The organism is Massilia sp. IC2-476 (assembly GCF_020707295.1).
Classification (GTDB): Bacteria; Pseudomonadota; Gammaproteobacteria; order Burkholderiales; family Burkholderiaceae_D; genus Telluria.
On the sequence record NZ_JAJFER010000006.1, the window covers coordinates 1 to 16,092 of the forward strand.

General features: G+C 66.9%; 15 protein-coding genes. 2 read left to right on the top strand and 13 right to left on the bottom strand.

The genetic code is table 11. The annotated features are described in order from the left end of the window. Window positions 1-222: 222 nt before the first annotated feature. The 3 genes from LK539_RS16210 to LK539_RS16220 all read right to left on the bottom strand — a co-directional run bounded on the left by LK539_RS16210 (window position 223) and on the right by LK539_RS16220 (window position 2,961). The gene (locus LK539_RS16210) at window positions 223-1,416 is read right to left on the bottom strand and encodes a PLP-dependent aminotransferase family protein (protein ID WP_227802102.1); all 1,194 of its coding nucleotides are present in this window, start codon (window positions 1,414-1,416) and stop codon (window positions 223-225) included. 112 nt (window positions 1,417-1,528) lie between these two features. After that, window positions 1,529-1,990 (bottom strand): RidA family protein, encoded by a 462-nt coding sequence (locus tag LK539_RS16215; protein WP_227802103.1) that lies wholly within the window; start codon window positions 1,988-1,990, stop codon window positions 1,529-1,531. Window positions 1,991-2,055: 65 nt separating this feature from the next. Further along, complete coding sequence (locus tag LK539_RS16220; RefSeq protein ID WP_227802104.1) at window positions 2,056-2,961, bottom strand: DMT family transporter; 906 nt, start codon at window positions 2,959-2,961, stop codon at window positions 2,056-2,058. Window positions 2,962-3,074: 113 nt separating this feature from the next. On the opposite strand from LK539_RS16220, the gene LK539_RS16225 reads away from it, so the two are divergent. Then, window positions 3,075-4,493 carry a PLP-dependent aminotransferase family protein gene (locus LK539_RS16225; RefSeq protein WP_227802105.1) on the top strand — a complete coding sequence of 473 codons (1,419 nt, stop codon included), beginning with the start codon at window positions 3,075-3,077 and terminating at the stop codon, window positions 4,491-4,493. Between the two features lies 1 nt (window position 4,494). Here the strand turns inward: LK539_RS16225 and LK539_RS16230 are convergent, their stop codons facing one another. The 10 genes from LK539_RS16230 to LK539_RS16275 all read right to left on the bottom strand — a co-directional run bounded on the left by LK539_RS16230 (window position 4,495) and on the right by LK539_RS16275 (window position 14,984). Next, a complete protein-coding gene (locus tag LK539_RS16230; RefSeq protein WP_227802106.1) occupies window positions 4,495-4,983 on the bottom strand; it encodes a VOC family protein in 489 nt (162 codons plus the stop codon). Window positions 4,984-5,067: 84 nt separating this feature from the next. Continuing rightward, on the bottom strand, window positions 5,068-6,264 hold the full coding sequence (locus tag LK539_RS16235) for a Gfo/Idh/MocA family protein (RefSeq protein ID WP_227802107.1): 1,197 nt from the start codon (window positions 6,262-6,264) through the stop codon (window positions 5,068-5,070). Continuing rightward, window positions 6,261-7,316, bottom strand: a complete 1,056-nt coding sequence (locus tag LK539_RS16240) for a sugar phosphate isomerase/epimerase (RefSeq protein WP_227802108.1) — start codon at window positions 7,314-7,316, stop codon at window positions 6,261-6,263. The genes LK539_RS16235 and LK539_RS16240 overlap by 4 nt, the downstream gene beginning before the upstream one ends. Window positions 7,317-7,329: 13 nt before the next feature. Continuing rightward, the gene (locus LK539_RS16245) at window positions 7,330-8,295 is read right to left on the bottom strand and encodes a substrate-binding domain-containing protein (protein WP_227802109.1); all 966 of its coding nucleotides are present in this window, start codon (window positions 8,293-8,295) and stop codon (window positions 7,330-7,332) included. Between the two features lie 29 nt (window positions 8,296-8,324). Further along, window positions 8,325-9,332, bottom strand: coding sequence for an ABC transporter permease (locus LK539_RS16250; RefSeq protein ID WP_227802110.1), 1,008 nt, complete (start codon window positions 9,330-9,332; stop codon window positions 8,325-8,327). After that, window positions 9,301-10,800, bottom strand: a complete 1,500-nt coding sequence (locus tag LK539_RS16255; RefSeq protein WP_227802111.1) for a sugar ABC transporter ATP-binding protein — start codon at window positions 10,798-10,800, stop codon at window positions 9,301-9,303. Before LK539_RS16255 ends, LK539_RS16250 begins: the two co-directional genes overlap by 32 nt. Next, a complete protein-coding gene (locus tag LK539_RS16260; RefSeq protein WP_227802112.1) occupies window positions 10,797-11,651 on the bottom strand; it encodes a sugar phosphate isomerase/epimerase in 855 nt (284 codons plus the stop codon). Before LK539_RS16260 ends, LK539_RS16255 begins: the two co-directional genes overlap by 4 nt. A 20-nt stretch (window positions 11,652-11,671) precedes the next feature. Then, on the bottom strand, window positions 11,672-13,411 hold the full coding sequence (locus LK539_RS16265; RefSeq protein WP_227802113.1) for a GMC oxidoreductase: 1,740 nt from the start codon (window positions 13,409-13,411) through the stop codon (window positions 11,672-11,674). 30 nt (window positions 13,412-13,441) lie between these two features. After that, entirely contained in the window at window positions 13,442-14,041 is a 600-nt protein-coding gene (locus LK539_RS16270) for a gluconate 2-dehydrogenase subunit 3 family protein (RefSeq protein ID WP_227802114.1), read from the bottom strand. 40 nt (window positions 14,042-14,081) lie between these two features. Further along, entirely contained in the window at window positions 14,082-14,984 is a 903-nt protein-coding gene (locus tag LK539_RS16275; RefSeq protein WP_227802115.1) for an AraC family transcriptional regulator, read from the bottom strand. Between the two features lie 262 nt (window positions 14,985-15,246). Between LK539_RS16275 and LK539_RS16280 the strand changes: the two genes are divergently transcribed. Continuing rightward, window positions 15,247-16,086 (top strand): DUF1080 domain-containing protein, encoded by an 840-nt coding sequence (locus LK539_RS16280; protein ID WP_227802116.1) that lies wholly within the window; start codon window positions 15,247-15,249, stop codon window positions 16,084-16,086. Window positions 16,087-16,092 lie beyond the last annotated feature (6 nt).

The window sequence follows — 16,092 nt, forward strand, 5'->3', positions numbered from 1 at the left end:
CGCGGTAGGCCATTACCCACCTCTCCAACATGGCATGGGTCGTCAACCCGTGCCGCTTCGCGATCCCACGATACCCAATAGAGCTGTCGGCTAGATAGTCTTGGACAACCGCGAGCTTGAATTGCTCGCTGTACTTGGTCATGAAAAAACCCCAAAAGTTGTGTCCAACTTTTGGGGGTCAGTTCACATGCCGGCGGTTTTGGGGGCCTGGAAAGGCAGGACTTACAGCATGTCCTTGATCAGCTTGCCGAGGATGGCGATGCCTTCGCGGATGCGTTCCGGCGGCACGGTCACGAAGGACAGGCGCAGGGTGTTGGTGGCCGGCTCGTTGGCATAGAACGGCGCGCCCGGCACGAAGGCCACGCGCGCGGCCAGCGACTGGTCGAGCAGCTTCATGGCGTCGACGTTCTTCGGCAGGGTGACCCAGATGAACATGCCGCCTTCGGGCTTGGTCCAGGTGACGCTTGCCGGGAAGTGCTCGGCCATCGCGTCCAGCATCACCTGGCATTGGTCGCCGTACAGCTTGCGGATGGTCGGGATGTGCTGGTCCAGGAAGCCATCCTTGACCACTTCGTGCACCATCATCTGGGTCAGCTGGGCGGTGTGCAGGTCGGCTGCCTGCTTGGCCAGCTCGAGGCGGCGCACCAGCGGCAGCGGGGCGCACACGTAGCCGAGGCGGATGCCCGGGGTCAGCACCTTCGAGAAGGAGCCCATGTAGATGACGCCGTCCGGGTTCATCGCGACCATCTTCGGCATCGGCTCGCCCTTGTACGACAGGGCGCCGTAGGGGTCGTCCTCGATCAGCGGCAGGCCAAAGCGGGCGCAGGTTTCCACCAGCTCCTGGCGGCGTTCGAGCGACAACGATCGGCCGGTCGGGTTCTGGAAGTTCGGCAGCGAATACAGCAGGCGCGCGCCCTCGGCCACGCCGGCGATCGAGGACGGCACCAGGCCGTGATCGTCGGTGTCGACCGACTTGAATTCAGGACGGTAGACCGAGAAAGCCTGCAGGGCGCCCAGGTAGCTCGGAGTTTCCACCAGCACGCGGCTGCCTTCGTCGATCAGGACCTTGCCCAGCAGGTCGAGCGCCTGCTGCGAGCCCGAGGTCATGAGGATCTGTTCCGGCAGGATGCGGCTGCCTTCCGTGGAGAGCGAGTTGGCGATCCATTCCCGCAGCGGGCCATAGCCATCGGTCGGTCCGTACTGCAGCGCGACCTTGCCGGTCTCGCTGAGGACCTTGTCGTACGCTTCTTTCATGCGCTCGACCGGGAAAGTGGCTGGCGACGGCAGGCCACCGGCGAAGGAGATGATCTCCGGACGCTGGGTGATCTTCAGGATTTCGCGGATGAACGAGCTTTGCAGCTGCTGCGCGCGCTCCGAAAACTGCCACTGGATGGGGTTTGGATTTTCGATTTTCATACTGGGCTCTCTAGGGACGGACCGCACGGGTGGTGCCGGGCCATTATAAAGCACGCTGGATAAGCGGCTTCGGGAACGAACCCGGCTGGGTAAACCGGGTCCGGGACAATGCTTATTCCACTTCGACAATCATTTCGATTTCGACGCAGGTGCCGCGCGGCAGCGAAGCGACGCCGAAAGCCGAGCGGGCGTGCTTGCCGGCATCGCCGAACACTTCGCCGATCAGTTCCGAGCAGCCGTTGGTGACCAGGTGCTGCTCGTTGTATTCCGGGGTCGAGGCGACCAGGCTCATCACCTTGACGATGCGCTTGACGCGGTTCAGGTCGCCGCCGACGGCTTCCTGCAGGGTGCCGATCAGGTCGATGGCGACGGAACGCGCGGCGGCCTGGCCGTCGGCAGTGGTCTTGTCGCGGCCCAGGATGCCGGCGTTTGGCGAGCCGTCCGCGTTCTTGGCGATGTGGCCCGAGATGAACACGAGGTTGCCAGTTTGCACGTACATGACGTAGGCGGCGGCCGGGGTGGCCGGCGCGGCCAGGGTGATGTTCAGTTCTTTGAGTTTGTCGTAGACGGACATGATGTATGCAATGACGTTGAAAGAAGCCGGTATTGTACGTCCAACCCCGGTCCATTTCAGATGTTTTACTGCTGACGTACCGCCATCCGGCGTCCCGCGAACACGACGGCGGCTACCGCCAGCGCGAATGCACAGTTGGCGAAGCTGAGCGCTTCGCCCAGCAGCAGGGCGGCCCCGACCAGACTGAGGAAGGGTTGCAGCAGCTGCACCTGGCCGACCCGAGCCACGCCGCCCAGCGCCAGGCCCCGATACCAGAAGAAAAAGCCGACAAACATCGAGATCGCGGTGACGTAGCCGAAGGACAGCCAGGCGGCCAGCCCGACCTCGCTTGCCTGCGGTACGCCCTGCCAGAGCACGATGGGCGCGACCGCCGGCGCGGCCAGCAGCAGCGCCCAGCAGATGACTTCCGGCCCGCCCAGGCTGCGCGACAGGCGCCCGCCTTCGGCATAACCGACGGCGGCCGACGCCACCGCGGCGAAGACCAGGAGGTCGGCCCGGTGCAGGGCGCCGCCGCCCTGGAACAGCGCGAAGGCGATCACCAGGCTCGATCCGAGCAGGGCCATGCCCCAGAAACCGCGCGAGGGCCGCTCGTAGCCGCGCAACGCCGAGTACAGGGCAGTCACCAGCGGCAGCACGCCGACCAGCAGGGCGCCGTGCGACGCGGGCAGGGTGCGCAGCGCCACCGAGGTGAACAGGGGGAAGCCGATGATGCAGCCCGCCGCCACCAGCGCCAGGGGCAGCAGCGCGGCGCGCGGCGGCGGCGCCGCGCGCTTCCAGGCCAGCCAGGCGCCTGCCAGCAGCGCCGCGCCCAGCGCCCGCCCAAAGGTCACGAACAGGGGATCGAGCTCGGCCACGGCGATCCGGGTCAGCGGCATGGTCAGGCTGAACATGGCGACGCCAATCAGGCCAAGCAGCATGGCGCGTCCCTGGTGGCCGGGAGGAGCGGGGCGGGAGCAGAAAGCAATACTCATGAAGATCCTTCGAAAGGGCGTTGCACGGTCACGGCGATCCTTCTATGCTAGCGATTGGGGCCAATACAGTCCCAGTACACTTCTGCACTTAATTTGTTCACTGTGATGGCGAAATGACCAATACACCTGCCGCAAGCGGCCTGAACCTGTCGCGTGAATCGGGTGAGCCGCTGGCCGACCAGATCGTGCGCGGCGTCGCCGGCCGCATCGAGGAGCGCCTGCTGCGTCCTGGCGCGCGCATGCCTTCGATCCGCCAGTTCGCGCAGGCGCACGGGGTTTCGCCATTTACCGTGGTGGCCAGCTACGACCGCCTGGTGGCCCAGGGCTACCTCGATTCGCGGCGCGGGGCCGGCTTCTTCGTGCGCGAGCGTCCCCAGCCGGCCCGGCATGCGGCAGCGCCTGCGCGGGAGGCTGCGGCGACGCTCGACATTGCCTGGCTGGTGCGCAACCTGTTCCGCCAGGCGCCGCTCCAGCTGTCGCCGGGGGCGGGCGTCCTGCCGGCGGACTGGCTCGATGGCGCAGCCGTGGCCAAGGCCCTGGCCGGCCTGAGCCGGCAGAACAGCGCCGGCCTGCTCGGCTATGGCGCGCCGCAGGGTTTCCTGCCGCTGCGCCAGCAGCTCCAGCACAAGCTGCTGGAAATCGGGATCGAGGCGCCGCCCGAACACATCGTGACGACCCTGGGCGTGACCCAGGCGCTCGACCTGGTGGCGCGCGAGTTCTGCCGCCCGGGCGACACCGTGCTGGTCGACGATCCCGCCTGGTTCCTGATGTTCGGCTCCTTTGCCGCGCTGGGCTTGACGGTGGTGGGCGTGCGGCGTCTGGCCGACGGGCCCGACCTGGAGCAGCTCGCGGAACTCGCGGCGCGCCACCGGCCCAGCCTGTTCATCGTCAACTCGGTGCTGCACAACCCGACCTCGAGTTCGCTGTCGGCAGCCAGGGCCTATGGCTTGCTGCGCCTGGCCGAGCAGTTCGATTTCACGGTGGTGGAAGACGATATCTATGCCGACCTGCATCCGGGAGGCGCAACGCGCCTGGCCGCGCTGGATGGCTTGAAGCGGGTAATCTACCTGGGCGGCTTTTCGAAATCGATGGCGCCGAATCTGCGGGTCGGCTTCATCGCCACCTCGCACGAGCGGGCCCAGCGCCTGGCCGACCGCAAGATGCTGTCCACGCTGTCGACCTCGGACATTGGCGAGCGTGTGGTTTACAAAATCTTGTCCGAAGGCCTGTACCGCAAGCACCTGGACCGGGTGCGCGCGCGGCTCGATGCGGCGCGTCCCAAAGCGCTGCGCCAGCTGGAGAGCCTGGGCCTGCGCCCGGACCCGGCGCCGGGTAGCGGCATGTTCGTCTGGGTCGATGCCGGCCGCGACACCAATGCCATCGCCGCGCGCGCCATGCGCGACGAGCTGCTGCTGGCGCCCGGCAGCCTGTTCTCGCCGCAGCAGCTGGCCTCGACCCATATGCGCCTGAACGTGGCGGCGCTGCAGGACGCGGGCACGATCCGGCTCTTGGCGCGTGCCCTGGCGGTGTGAATCAGCCTTGTTCGCCGCCGCAGTTGGACGGCATCTCTTTGGCCATGGCTTCCTGGATCTCTTGCGGCGTGAGGTCGCGCTGGTGGGTGGCGACCGCCCAGCGGTGGCCGAAGGGATCGACGAACTGGCCGTAGCGGTCGCCCCAGAAGGCGTCGCCCAGCGGCATGATGGACTGGGCGCCGGCGGCCATCGCACGTTCCCACACGGCGTCGGCGTCGCGCACGTACAGGTGGATCACCACCGGCGAGCCCTTCAGCGCGATCGGACCCGGGCTGCCGTAGTCGGGAAAATCGTCGCACAGCATGACCATCGAATCGCCGATGCGCATCTCGGCGTGCATCAGCCTGCCGTCCGGGCCGGGCATGCGGGACACTTCGACGGCGCCGAAGCACTCGCGGTAAAAGTCCAGCGCCTTGGCTGCGCCTTCGCAGACCAGGTGCGGGGTAACGCTATGAAAACCTTCGGGGATGGCGCGGGTTGCCTGTTTCATCTCGAATCTCCAGTCTTGGTTGTCGGGTGTTGCTGCCACCACGACGAACGGGGAGGCTGGAATTCGACACGCAGCACAAAAAAATCAGGCCTTGCCGAGTTTCACCCAACGCGAACCCGCCGCGTGGCTCGCCAGCACGGCGTCGATGAAGCGCAGGCCGTCCACGCCGTCGTCGACCGTCGGCAGGCTGGCGCTCGCCTCGGGCAGGGGCTGGCCCGCCTCGACGGCATGGATCTGCGCCGCCGCGTCGCGGTACAGCTGCGCGAACGCTTCCAGGTAACCTTCCGGATGGCCGGACGGGATGCGGGTGGCTTGCCCGGCGGCGGCACCCCTTACCCGGCCGCGTGTGAGCCGCTGCGCGCAGCCGCCCTGGGGCGTGAGCAGCAGCTCGTTCGGGTTTTCCTGGTCAAAGGCCAGGCTGGCCTTGCTGCCGAATACGCGCAGCTTGAGCGCGTTTTCGCAGCCGGTCGCCATCTGGCTCGACCACAGCATGCCGCGCGCGCCGTTCGGGTAGCGCAGCATCACCTGCACGTGGTCATCCAGGATACGCTCGGGCGTGAAGGAATGCAGCTCGGCCAGCAGTTCGCTCGGCTGGATGCCGGTGACAAAAGCCGCGAGGTGGAAGGCATGGGTGCCGATGTCGCCGGTGCACCCGGTCGGGCCGGCACGCTGCGGATCGTTGTGCCAGTTGGTCGCCTGGAAGTCGGCGGACTGGTTGGCGCTTTCCGCCATCCAGTCCTGCGCATACTCGACATGCACCAGGCGCACTTCGCCGATTGCCCCGGATGCCACCAGTTCGCGCGCGTGGCGCACCATCGGATAGCCGCTGTAGGTGTGGGTGAGGGCGAATACGCGCTGGTTCGCGCGTGCCAGCGCGGCCAGTTCCTCGCCTTCGGCCAGAGAAATGCCGAGCGGCTTGTCGCAGATGACGTGGATGCCGGCTTCCAGGAAGGCGCGGGCGACCGGGGCGTGCAGGTGATTGGGCGTGACGATCGCCACCACGTCGATGCCGTCCGGGCGCTCCACCTCGCGGCGCGCCATCTCGCGGTAGTCCGTATAGCTGCGCGCCGGGTCGAGCCGGATCGCCGCGCCGCTCGCCAATGCCCGTTGCGCGTCGCTCGACAGGGCGCCGGCCACCAGCTCGTAGCAGTCGTCCAGCCGCGCCGCGATGCGGTGCACGGCGCCGATGAAGGCGCCGTCGCCGCCGCCCACCATGCCGAGGCGCAGGCGGCGCGCGACCTGGCCGCCATCCTGATTGTCCTTGCGTCCGATCGCCGTCATGCCTCGATCCCCATCAGTTGGCGCAGGGCGGTGCGCTCAAGGCCGCTGCCCGCGAAATCGTCGAAGGCCCTTTCCGCCACCCGGATGATGTGACGGCGAATGAAGTCGGCGCCCTCGCGCGCACCGTCTTCCGGATGCTTGAGACAGCACTCCCATTCGAGCACCGCCCAGCCGGCGTAGTCGTACTGGGCCAGCCTGGAGAAGATCGCCGAAAAATCGATCTGGCCGTCGCCCAGCGAGCGGAAACGTCCGGCCCGTTCCAGCCAGCCGCTGTAGCCGCCGTAGACGCCCTGGCGTCCGTTCGGGCGGAACTCGGCGTCCTTGACGTGGAAGGCCTTGATGCGCTCGTGGTAGATGTCGATGAAGGCCAGGTAGTCGAGCTGCTGCAGCACGAAGTGGCTCGGGTCGTACAGGATGTTGGCGCGCCGGTGGCCCTTGACGCCCTCCAGGAAGCGCTCGAAGCTGACGCCGTCGTGCAGGTCCTCGCCCGGGTGCAGCTCGTAGCAGACGTCGACGCCGGCATCCTCGAAGGCGTCCAGGATCGGCAGCCAGCGCCGCGCCAGTTCATCGAAGGCTTCCTCGACCAGGCCGGCGGGGCGCTGCGGCCACGGATACAGGTAGGGCCAGGCCAGCGCGCCCGAGAAGCTCGCGTGCGTCGTCAGGCCGAGGCGCTGGGAGGCGCGCGCGGCGTTCTTCATCTGGCCGACCGCCCATTCCTGGCGCGCCTGCGGGTTGCCGCGCACGTGGGCGGCTGCAAAGCCGTCGAACAGCGTGTCGTAGGCCGGATGCACGGCCACCAGCTGGCCCTGCAGGTGGGTCGACAGCTCGGTGATCGCCAGCCCGTGCGCGGCCAGTAAGCCCTTGATCTCGTCGCAGTAGGTCTGGCTCTCGGCGGCGATGTCGAGGTCGAACAGGCGTTTGTCGGTCGGCAGCTGGACGCCTTCGTAGCCCAGCGAACTGGCCCAGGCGCCCAGGTTGTCGAGGGTGTCGAAGGGCGCCTTGTCGCCCATGAATTGGGCGAGGAAGATCGCCGGTCCCTTGATGGTTTTCATGCCTGTTCCTGTGTCAGTAGGGCGAGTCGGGGAAATAGAACTGCTTGGCGTTCGCGCGCGTGATCAGCACCGAGGGGATGATGGTCCTGGCGGGCAGCGCCTGGCCCTTCAGGCGCGCCTCCGCCGTCATCTTGATGGCGTCGTAGATGAACTTGGGCGAATAGGACACGTCGGCCTGCACCAGTTTGTCGCCGTCCATCACCTTCTTGACCGCGAACTTGGCGCCAGCGCCGCCGAACACCTCCTTGATGTCGCTGCGCTTGGCCTGCTCGATGGCCTTCAAGACGCCGATCGCCATGTCGTCGTCCGAGGCCCAGACGGCGTCGATCTGCTTGAAGCGGGTCAGGTAGTCCTGCATGACCTTGAAGGCGTCGTCGCGGTTCCAGTTGCCGTATTTGGCATCCAGCACCTTGATGCCCGGATGCTTCGCGATCTCGGCCTTGAAGGCGTTCACGCGCTCGTTGTCGATGGTGCTGGGCATGCCGCGCAGGACCACGATATTGCCCTTGCCGTTCATGCGCTTCGCCAGGTACTCGGCCGGCAGCCGGCCGAAGGCGGTGTTGTCGCCGGCGACATAGGCATGCTGGGCCGCCGGGTTGGTGAGCCCGCGGTCCACCACGGTCACATATACGCCCTTGTTCTTGACCTGGGCCACCGGCTGGGTCAGCGAGGCCGACTCGAGCGGCAGGATCACCAGCGCGTTCATCTTGTTCACGACCAGCAGGTCCTGCACCTGGTTGGCCTGCTCCGGCGTGCTGCCGGCGGTCTTGATGATGACCTTCAGCCCCGGGTTGGCCGCTTCCAGTTCGCGCTTGGCCTGGTTGGCCCACCAGACGATGCCGCCGGTGAAGCCGTGGGTAGCGGTGGGGATCGCCACGCCGAGGGTCAGGTTGGTGGCGGCGAGGGCGTGGCCGCTGCCGAGCGCCAGCAGGCAGGCGGCGGCGCCGAGTTTCAGGATCGAGCGGATGGATGAACGCATGAGGTTTCCTTTTTTGTACAAATAGGGGTTCAGCGGCGGCCGCGCTGCAGGTAAGCCACGGCAATGATCACCACGCCCTGCACGGCAGGGTTCAGGTGCACGCTGATAATGCTGGTGAGGTTCAGGATGTTGCCGATCACGGACAGCAGGATGGCGCCGATCACGGTGCCCATGACGCGCCCGGAGCCGCCCCTCAGCGAGGTGCCGCCCACGACCACGGCGGCGATCGCCTCCAGCTCCCACAGGATGCCGGTGGTCGGGGTGGCCGAGCCCAGGCGCGGCACGTATAGGATGGTGGCGATCGCCACGCACACGCCCAGCAGCAGGTAGGTGATCACCTTGACGCGGTCGACGCGGATCGCCGCATAGCGCGCCACCTGTTCGCTGGAGCCGATCGCCTGCACGTGCTGGCCATAGGCGGTGCGATTCAGGATCACGGCGCCCAGCAGCGCCACCAGGGCGAACACCCACACCGGGATCGGTATTCCCAGCAGGCTGCCGTAGTAGACCGGGCTGTAGGCTTCGGACAGCGTGAAGTCGAGGGTCAGGGCGCCGCCGTCCGAGAGCCAGGTCAGCACGGCGCGGAACACCCCGAGGGTGCCGAGCGTGACGATGAAGGCTTCGATGCGTCCGCGCGCAATCAGGAAACCGTGCAGGACGCCGAACACCGCGCCGAAGGCGAGCGCGAGCCCGATCCCGAGCAGCACGATGCTAGTCGGCCCGGGGGGACTCGCCCCGGTCGCCAGGGTGTTCATCGCGACGATCATGACCCCGGCGATCAGGGCTGCCATCGAGCCGACCGAGAGGTCGATGCCGCCGGAGACGACCACGAAGGTCATGCCGACCGCGATGATGCCGATGAAGGCGGTGCGGGTGAGCACGTTCATCAGGTTGTCGACGGTGGCGAAATCGGGATTGAGTAGCCCACCCGCGATGCACAGCAGGATCAGGGCGAGCACCGGGCCGGCGCCTTTCAGGCGCGGCAGGGCAGGGAAGAAGGATGGCCTAGTGGCCGGCGTGTTGGGTGTCGGTTGCATGGGAAATGATGTTTTCTTCACTGAGTTGATCCGGGCCGAGCACGGCCTGCAGGCGCCCGCCGTGCAGCACCGCGACCCGGTGCGACAGGCCGATCAGCTCGATCAGTTCGGACGAAATGACGATCACCGCGCGTCCTTCGCTTGCTAAGCGGTGGATCAAGGTATAGATGTCGCGCTTGGCGCCGACGTCCACGCCGCGGGTCGGCTCGTCGAGCACGACCACGCGCGGATCGGAGTGCAGGTATTTGGCCAGCGCCAGCTTTTGCTGGTTGCCGCCCGAGAGCGAGCGCGCGAGGCAGTCGGGGTCGCGCAGGCGGATGCCGAAGCCCGCGATCGCCCGTTCGAGCGCGGCGCGTCCGGCCTTCAGGTCGACCCAGGGGCGGGCGTCGCGCTCCAGGGTCATCATGGTGAGGTTTTCGCGCAGGCCGAGGTCAAGGTGCAGGCCCTTGCCCTTGCGGTCTTCGCTCAGGTAGGTCAGGCCATGGCGCATGGCGTCGCGCGGGCTGCGGATGTCGACCGGCTGGCCCGCGATCTCGATCCTGCCGCTCTGCCTTGGACGCAGGCCGAGGATGGCCTCGAAGGCTTCGGTGCGGCCGGCGCCGACCAGGCCGGCGAAACCGAGGATCTCACCCGCGCGCACCTCGAAACTGAGCTTGTCGACCCAGCCCGGCACGCTCAGGCCGGACACGCGCAACGCTACCGGCGCCTTAGGGGGCGCCGGCTGCTTGGGCGGGAACATGTCCGACACGTCGCGCCCGACCATCAGGTTGGCCATCTGGCGACGGTTGACCTCCGCGGTGAGCGCGCGGGTGACGAACTTCCCGTCGCGCATGACGACCACTTCGTCGGTATGCGCTTCCATCTCGTCGAGCTTGTGCGAGATGTAGACGATGGTCACGCCCTCCTGTTTCAGGCGCGCCATCAGGGCAAACAGCGTGCGGGTCTCGCCCGCCGACAGGCTGGCGGTCGGCTCGTCCATGATCAGGAGGCGCGCCTTGCGCGCCAGGGCCTTGGCGATCTCGACCAGCTGCTTTTCGGCGACGATCAGGTCGGCGACCGGGGTATCCGGGTCGCGCGCCAGGCCCACCTGCTCGAGGTGGACGGCAGCCTCGCGCGCCATGGCGCGGCGCTCCAATAGTCCGCCGCGGGTCTTTTCGTGGCCGAGGAAGATGTTCTGGGCGATGCTCAGGTGCTCTGCCAGGTTGAATTCCTGGTGGATCAGGGCAATGCCGAGCGCTTCCGCCTCGCGTGCGCTCTCGAAGCGGCGCTCGGCGCCGTCGATCACCAGCTGGCCGGAGGTCGGACGCTCGTAGCCGGCCAGGATCTTCATCAGGGTCGACTTGCCGGCGCCGTTCTCGCCCAGCAGGCCGACCACGCGCCCCGGTTCGAGCGCGAAGTCGACGCCGTGCAGCACGCGCACGGGGCCGAACTCCTTGACGATGTGGTGGAAGCGGACCGACAGGCTCATTGCGCCGGCATCGTCGCAAGCACGGCCTTCAGGCCGGCCAGGGAGGCCGCTACGGTGTCGAGCTGGCCCATCCCGTTCGGGTATTCCTCCTGCTCGACGATGATCCATTCGGTGCCGCCGGCCTGGCGCAGGGCGCGCGTCAGGCCCGCCCAGTCGGTCTTGTCCTGGCCGATGATCGGGGTGCTGCCAGCAACTGCGGCGCCGGGCGCGAACTTGGCCTTGTAGTGGGTGCTCACGGTGCGGCCCGGGTACTTGTAGACGTAGGCCACCGGGTCCTTGCCGGCGAAGGTCGTCCAGCCCACGTCCTGCTGCAGGATCGATTCCTTCGGCGTGCTGCGGGCGATGACGTCCCAGGGCGTGCTGCCGACCGCCCCCGCCATTTCCTGGGCGTGGTTGTGGTAGCCGATGCGCATGCCCTTGGGGGCCAGCTTGCTTGATAAGGCGCTCAGTTCGCGGCTCATCGCGGCGCTGCCGTCGACGCTGGCGCCGCGCGCGTCCATCGGGATCACCAGGTTGCTGCAGCCGAGGGTTTTGTAGAAGGCGGTGGTGGCCTCGAAGCGCGCGTCTGTCAGCTGGTCGAAATGCACGTGCGCGCCGGCGCATTGCAGCCTGTTCTTGTCCAGGAAGGCGCGCAAGGCCGCCGGATTGTCCTTGTAGGGCCCGAACTCGCCGGCGAATTCCACGCCCTGGAAGCCGAGCCTGGAAATCCTGGTGAGCGTGCCCTCGAAATCCTGCTTGATCTCGTCCTTGACGGACCACAGCTGCACGCCGAGACGCGGCTCGGCCGCCATGGCCTGGGAAGCGCCGAGTAAGGTGCCCAATACGGCGCACAGCATCGCTTGCTTGTTCATCTTGTCTCCCTTGTGTGTGATCAGATCTTCCCGGCCTTGAGCTGGTCCACCGCGTAGGCGCAGGCGCGCGCGGTCAGCGCCATGAAGGTCAGCGAGGGGTTTTGCCAGGCGCTCGACGCCAGCGAGGAGCCGTCGGTGACGAACAGGTTGGGGACATCGTGGGCCTGGTTGAAACCGTTGAGCACCGAGGTCCTGGGGTCGCGCCCCATGCGCGCCGTGCCCACCTCGTGGATCGCCAGGCCGGGAGGGAACTCGGTTTCGCTCTGCTTCCCCTTGCGTACATCCTTGAGGCCGAGGTCCTCGAGGATGTTGCCGGCAGTATCGGCCATGTCCTCGCGCATCTTGCGGTCGTTCTCGCCGTGGGTGATGTCGACGTGCAGCTGCGGCATGCCCCACTTGTCCTTTTTGCTCGGGTGCAGGCTGACCTTGTTCTCGAAGCGCGGCAGCATCTCTCCCTGCCCGTACAGGTGGAAGTGCCAGGGGCCGGGCTTTCTCAGCATGGCCTTGAAGTCCTTGCCGAAGCCGGGTTTCCAGGTTGCCGACTGCCAGCCCTCGCGCGATGCGCTGCCCGCCAGCGCATAGCCGCGCAGGAAGGCCGGGTGGCGGTCGACCACGTTGCGAAAGCGCGGGATGTAGGTCGCGGTCGGACGGCGGCCGCGGTAATAATCGTTCTCGAATCCCTCGACGCGGCCGCTGGCGCCGGCGGCCCACAGGTGGTCCATCAGGTAGTGGCCGAGCACACCGGAGGAATTGGCCAGGCCGTTGGGGAAGGCGCTCGAGGTCGAGTGCAGCAGGATCGCGGTCGAGGCCAGGGTCGAGGCGCACAGCAGCACGACCCTGGCGTGGAATTCGCGCGTCTCCATGGTCTCGGCATCGATCACCCGCACCCCGGTGGCGCGGTTGGTCTTGGGGTCGTAGATCACGCTGTGCACGATGCTGTCGGTGGCGATGCGCAGGCGCCCGGTCTTGAGCGCCGCCGGCAGGGTCGAGCTCTGGGTGGAGAAATAGGCGCCGAAGGAGCAGCCCCGGTGGCACTGGTTGCGCGCCTGGCAGGGCGCGCGGCCCTGCGCCAGGTGCGCGTCGCCGGCCTTGTTCAGGTTGGCGGTACGGCCGATGATCATGCGCGCCGGTGCGTACTTGAGGTCGAACTGCTTTTTCAGCGCCAGTTCGACGGTATTCATCTCGAAGGGCGGCAGGAATTCGCCGTCCGGCAGCACGGCCAGGCCTTCCTTGCTACCGCTGATGCCGACGAAGCGCTCCACGTGGCTGTACCAGGGCGCCAGGTCGGCATAGCGGATCGGCCAGTCGGCGCCGTGGCCGTCCTTCAGGTTGGCTTCGAAGTCCAGGTCGCTCCAGCGGTAGGACTGGCGCGCCCACATCAGCGACTTGCCGCCCAGCTGGTTGCCGCGGATCCAACTGAATGGACGCTCCGCCGGCGTCGAATAGGGCATGTCGCGGTCGTTGTTGAAGAACTGCTTGGTGTGCTCGTCGAAGGCGTAGCACTGGCGCTGGACCGGGTACTGTTCCTCGGCCACTGTGGCGTCGACCCGGCCGCGGTTGGGCATGGCCCACGGGTCCTTGTTCTCGCCGATGTAATCGATGCCATGCTCGACCGGCCGGCCGCGCTCGATCATCAGGGTCTTGAGTCCCCGCTCCGTCAATTCCTTGGCGGCCCAGCCGCCAGTGATGCCCGAGCCGACGACGATCGCGTCGAACTGTTCGGGACTGCTCTTGATGTAAAACGAGGAGACTGGTTCCATGGGCGGCGGCAGGTAGAGGGTTGGCTGGTGTCAGATGGCCCAGTTGCGGGTCGAGCGGGTGAGCTTGTAGTTGCCCTGGAAGCCGCCGGGAATGGGCAGGTAAGCCAGCTCGCGCGTGGCGCCGGCCTCCGAGGTGTAGTAGGCAAAGGCGACGTAGCCCTTCAGCTGGCGGAAGAATGCCTGGCCATCGGCGTCGAAGGGGGCGCGGCCCCTGTCCATGGCTTGCAGCAGGGCGACCTGGCGCGCTGCCGGCAGGGCCCCGAAGCTGCGCCCGCCCTGCGCCTGCGCAGCCGCCTCGATGCGGGCCAGCCCGGCCTTGAAGCGCGCCTGTTCGGCCTCCAGGGAGCACACCTTGAGCAGGTGGTCGATGACCTGGTGCGCGCCGACTTCCAGGGCGCCGGGGGTGTCGGTGCGCGGGATGATCAGCTCGGCCAGCACGCCGGTCAGCTGCAGTTCGTCGCGGGTGAGGAGCGCGGGCTGGTAGGCGGCGCCGCTCCTGGCCGCCGCGACGGCGGCGAGCACCTCGCCGCTGGAGGCCAGTCCGGACAATCCGGCCAAGCCGCACAGGGCGCCCAGGCGCAGCAGGGCCGAACGACGTGGCTGGGCGGCGGTAGCGGGAGGGTTCGGCATGGCTTCCTCTTTCTGTGCAAAGGTCATGGCGGTGAGCCGGTCAAGCCGACGGCGCGGCGGCGGGGCGTGCGCCCAGGGCGCGTCCGGCGGCCAGCGACAACTGGTACTGCTTGGGCGTGATCCCGACGATGCTGCGGAACTGCTTGGTGAAGTAGCTCTGTCCGCCGAAACCGGTGGCCAGCGCGACCCGGGCGATGCTGCTGGCGCCGGGGAGCAGGCGGCAGGCTTCGTGCACTTTCATGTGCAGCACGTACTGCTTGGGCGTGAGCGAGAAGTGCTCCTTGAACTTGCGCTCGAAGGTCGACAGCGACATGCAGGACAAGCGGGCGAGGTGGTCGATACTGATGTTTTCCGTGAGGTGTTCCTGCACGTACTCGACGCAGGCCTTGAATTCATGGAAGGGCGCGATCGTGTCCTGCGAACGGCGGGCGTCGCGCGAGAAGCCTTCGATGCCGACGATCGCCCCCTCGCGGTTGCGGATCGGGACCTTGGTGGTGAACAGCCAGGTCAGTTCGCCCTTGCCGCCGTCGATCACTTCCAGCTTGTTCTTGACGCTGACGCCAGTCTCCATCACCGCCAGGTCGTCGGCGCGGATACGGTCGGCGATATCGCGCCGGAAGAAGTCGTGGTCGGTCTTGCCGAGGATGTCCTTGACGCCCGCCAGCGCATGCTGCTCCTGCAGCAGGCGGTTGCCCCAGACGAACTGGCCGGCCTTGTTCTTGGCAAAGTAATAGGTGTCGGAGAGTGTGTCGAACAGGATGCTCGGGGTCGAGATGCCTTGCGCGGCAAAGAAATTGGCGCATTCCTCGCGCGTCGCCGAGGAGGAGCCAAGGGATGGCGCACGCCCGGCGCGCTTGCGCTCGCTGCGCTCCTTGCGTTCGGCGTGCTCGGCGGGCGAGCCCATGGCAATGACCATGCCCATGCCAACGACGATTGTGCTCATCCTGCCTGTCTCCGATCTTGTGGCGGAACCGCGTGCTCGTTGCCGATGCCGGATTCCTTATGGGGAAATAGTAGCATTCTGAAAAGTTTAAGAGTGTCAATAAATCGGAAAAATTTATAACGAATTCGGCAAGCTAACTCCGGGTGGTAGCGCTATCAACATTGCCCGTGCTAGATTGACATCGCCCGTACGGACGGGCTGCTCGCGCCACCGCGACAACATTTTTCGGCGAACGCGTATTTATAAGAGAAGGAGACTCCCGATGACCCGTTTTTCCCCGGCCCGCAGGGCTGCCATCCCCCGTCTTGCCCTGTCCGGCATCCTGGCCGGCGCGATGCTCCTGTGCGCGCCGCTGCATGCCGCCGAGGCCGGATGGACCTCGCTGTTCAACGGCCGGGACCTGTCCGGCTGGACGACCTGGGTCAGCATGCAGCCGACTTCCCCGAACATGAAGGTGCCGACCTCGGTGCGCGGCTTGAACAAGGATCCGCGCAAGGTGTTCTCGGTGGTCGACGGCATGTTGCGCGTGTCGGGCGAGGAGTGGGGCGCCATCACCACGGTGGGCGACTACGAGAATTTCCACCTTAAATTCGAGGTCAAGTGGGGAACGAAGAAGTGGGCGCCGCGCCTGGATGCGCCGCGCGACAGCGGGCTGCTGTATTACGCGGTCGGTCCGGAGGGCGCCGAGAGCGGGCACTGGATGCGCAGCCACGAGTTCCAAATCCAGGAAGGCGATTGCGGCGATTACCACAGCCTGGACGGCGTGACGGTCGATGCGCACGTGGGCGACGCCAACCAGGGCGACTGGAAGTTCTTCCGCTACGACCCCTCGCTGCCGCTGCGCACCGGCTTGAAGGCGCGCATCCTCAAGCGCGGCAACTTCGAGAAGCCGACCGGGGAATGGAACACGATGGAAGTCATCGCCGACGGCAAGACGCTGATCCACATCGTCAATGGCCAGGAGGTGCTGCGCGCCGAGCGTCCGCGCCAGGAAGTGGGTGGCCAGATGGTCCCGCACACACGCGGGAAGTTCTCGCTGCAGTCGGAGGGCGCGGAGACCTTCTTCCGCAATATCGAGGTGAGGTCGCTTGGGTTAAAATAATTGCAA

What these genes read in the sequence shown, in the direction of transcription:
- LK539_RS16210 (WP_227802102.1), bottom strand. Translation starts at nt 1,416, where the DNA reads ATGAAAATCGAAAATCCAAACCCCATCCAGTGGCAGTTTTCGGAGCGC.
- LK539_RS16215 (WP_227802103.1), bottom strand. Translation starts at nt 1,990, where the DNA reads ATGTCCGTCTACGACAAACTCAAAGAACTGAACATCACCCTGGCCGCG.
- LK539_RS16220 (WP_227802104.1), bottom strand. Translation starts at nt 2,961, where the DNA reads ATGAGTATTGCTTTCTGCTCCCGCCCCGCTCCTCCCGGCCACCAGGGA.
- LK539_RS16225 (WP_227802105.1), top strand. Translation starts at nt 3,075, where the DNA reads ATGACCAATACACCTGCCGCAAGCGGCCTGAACCTGTCGCGTGAATCG.
- LK539_RS16230 (WP_227802106.1), bottom strand. Translation starts at nt 4,983, where the DNA reads ATGAAACAGGCAACCCGCGCCATCCCCGAAGGTTTTCATAGCGTTACC.
- LK539_RS16235 (WP_227802107.1), bottom strand. Translation starts at nt 6,264, where the DNA reads ATGACGGCGATCGGACGCAAGGACAATCAGGATGGCGGCCAGGTCGCG.
- LK539_RS16240 (WP_227802108.1), bottom strand. Translation starts at nt 7,316, where the DNA reads ATGAAAACCATCAAGGGACCGGCGATCTTCCTCGCCCAATTCATGGGC.
- LK539_RS16245 (WP_227802109.1), bottom strand. Translation starts at nt 8,295, where the DNA reads ATGCGTTCATCCATCCGCTCGATCCTGAAACTCGGCGCCGCCGCCTGC.
- LK539_RS16250 (WP_227802110.1), bottom strand. Translation starts at nt 9,332, where the DNA reads ATGCAACCGACACCCAACACGCCGGCCACTAGGCCATCCTTCTTCCCT.
- LK539_RS16255 (WP_227802111.1), bottom strand. Translation starts at nt 10,800, where the DNA reads ATGAGCCTGTCGGTCCGCTTCCACCACATCGTCAAGGAGTTCGGCCCC.
- LK539_RS16260 (WP_227802112.1), bottom strand. Translation starts at nt 11,651, where the DNA reads ATGAACAAGCAAGCGATGCTGTGCGCCGTATTGGGCACCTTACTCGGC.
- LK539_RS16265 (WP_227802113.1), bottom strand. Translation starts at nt 13,411, where the DNA reads ATGGAACCAGTCTCCTCGTTTTACATCAAGAGCAGTCCCGAACAGTTC.
- LK539_RS16270 (WP_227802114.1), bottom strand. Translation starts at nt 14,041, where the DNA reads ATGCCGAACCCTCCCGCTACCGCCGCCCAGCCACGTCGTTCGGCCCTG.
- LK539_RS16275 (WP_227802115.1), bottom strand. Translation starts at nt 14,984, where the DNA reads ATGAGCACAATCGTCGTTGGCATGGGCATGGTCATTGCCATGGGCTCG.
- LK539_RS16280 (WP_227802116.1), top strand. Translation starts at nt 15,247, where the DNA reads ATGACCCGTTTTTCCCCGGCCCGCAGGGCTGCCATCCCCCGTCTTGCC.